This window comes from Streptomyces sp. SolWspMP-5a-2 (assembly GCF_900091845.1).
GTDB lineage: Bacteria > Actinomycetota > Actinomycetes > Streptomycetales > Streptomycetaceae > Streptomyces > Streptomyces doudnae.
The window spans coordinates 1-1,217 of record NZ_FMCI01000397.1 but is presented as its reverse complement, the minus strand read 5'-3'; the positions used below and the strand labels follow the sequence as shown (position 1 = coordinate 1,217).

Annotated in this window: 1 protein-coding gene; it reads right to left on the bottom strand. The window is 72.5% G+C overall.

The window, feature by feature from the left end; all coding sequences use genetic code 11:
- Positions 1–1,217: molybdopterin-dependent oxidoreductase (locus tag GA0115242_RS39515; protein ID WP_093836478.1), on the bottom strand; the 1,217-nt coding region annotated here is incomplete at both ends.

The following is a 1,217-nucleotide window of genomic DNA, read 5'->3' as shown; positions in this document are numbered from 1 at the left end:
GTCTCGCCGGTGCGGTCGGTGGCCCGCACGGTCAGCGTGTGACCGCCCTTCGCGGCAGTCCACTCGTACGACCACTGCCGCCAGGTGTCCCGGGTGTCCTCCGCGGCCAGGCGCGCCTCCTCCCACGGCCCGTCGTCGACCCGCACCTCGACCTTGTCGATCCCCCGGTGCTGCGCCCACGCCACGCCCGCGACCATGACCGTCCCCGCCTTCGGCCGCCCGAACGGCTTGGGTGTGTCGATGCGCGACTCGGTCTTGATCGGTGCCTTCCGTGCCCAGTCCCGCTCGACCCAGTACGCGTCGTAGGCGTCGAAGGTCGTCAGTTCGATGTCCTTGATCCACTTGCAGGCCGACACGTACCCGTACAGGCCGGGGACCAGCATGCGGACGGGGAAGCCGTGCTCGAAGGGCAGGGGGCGGCCGTTCATGCCGAGGGCGAGCATCGCGTCACGGCCGTCCATGACGTCGTCGACGGGGCTGCCGATCGTCATGCCGTCCACCGAGCGCGCCACCAGTTGATCGGCCGGGCCGCCCTTCGACGGCGGTCGCACCCCGCACTCCGTCAGGAGATCGGCCAGGCGGACTCCGATCCAGCGGGCGTTGCCGACGTAGGGACCGCCCACCTCGTTGGAGACGCAGGTGAGGGTGATGTCCCGTTCGATCAGCGGCATCCTCAGCAGGTCGTCGAAGGACAGGGTCCGTTCCCGCGTCACGCCCTTGCCGTGGATGCGCAGCCGCCACGACGTCGCGTCGACCTTGGGCACCACGAGCGCGGTGTCGACACGGTAGAAGTCGCCGTCGGGGGTCATGAACGGGCTGATGTCCTTGATCCGCAGCGCGGCCCCCCTGGGCACGGGCGCCGCTGACGACGACGGGGCGGGTATCACCACCTTCGCCCGGGACGCCACGGCGTCCTGGCCCTGCGAACCGTTCAGCGCCCGCCCGGCCAGACCCGCCCCGGTGGAGGCCGCCGCGGCGGCGGTCGCGGCCACGATGAAGCCGCGGCGGTCCCAGCGCGAATCCTCCGCTTCGTCGCCGGTGCCGGAGGCGGTCGCGCGGTCCGACGGCGCGCCCGCTGCCGTGGAGACGCCGTCCACCGTCTCCGTCCGCTCCCCCGGCTGCTCGGCTCGGGCGCGGTGGGTTCCCAGCCGGCCGATCAGCAGGTAGAGGAGTCCGGCACCGACCACGGCTCCCACCACGGACGGCAACGCGTCGCC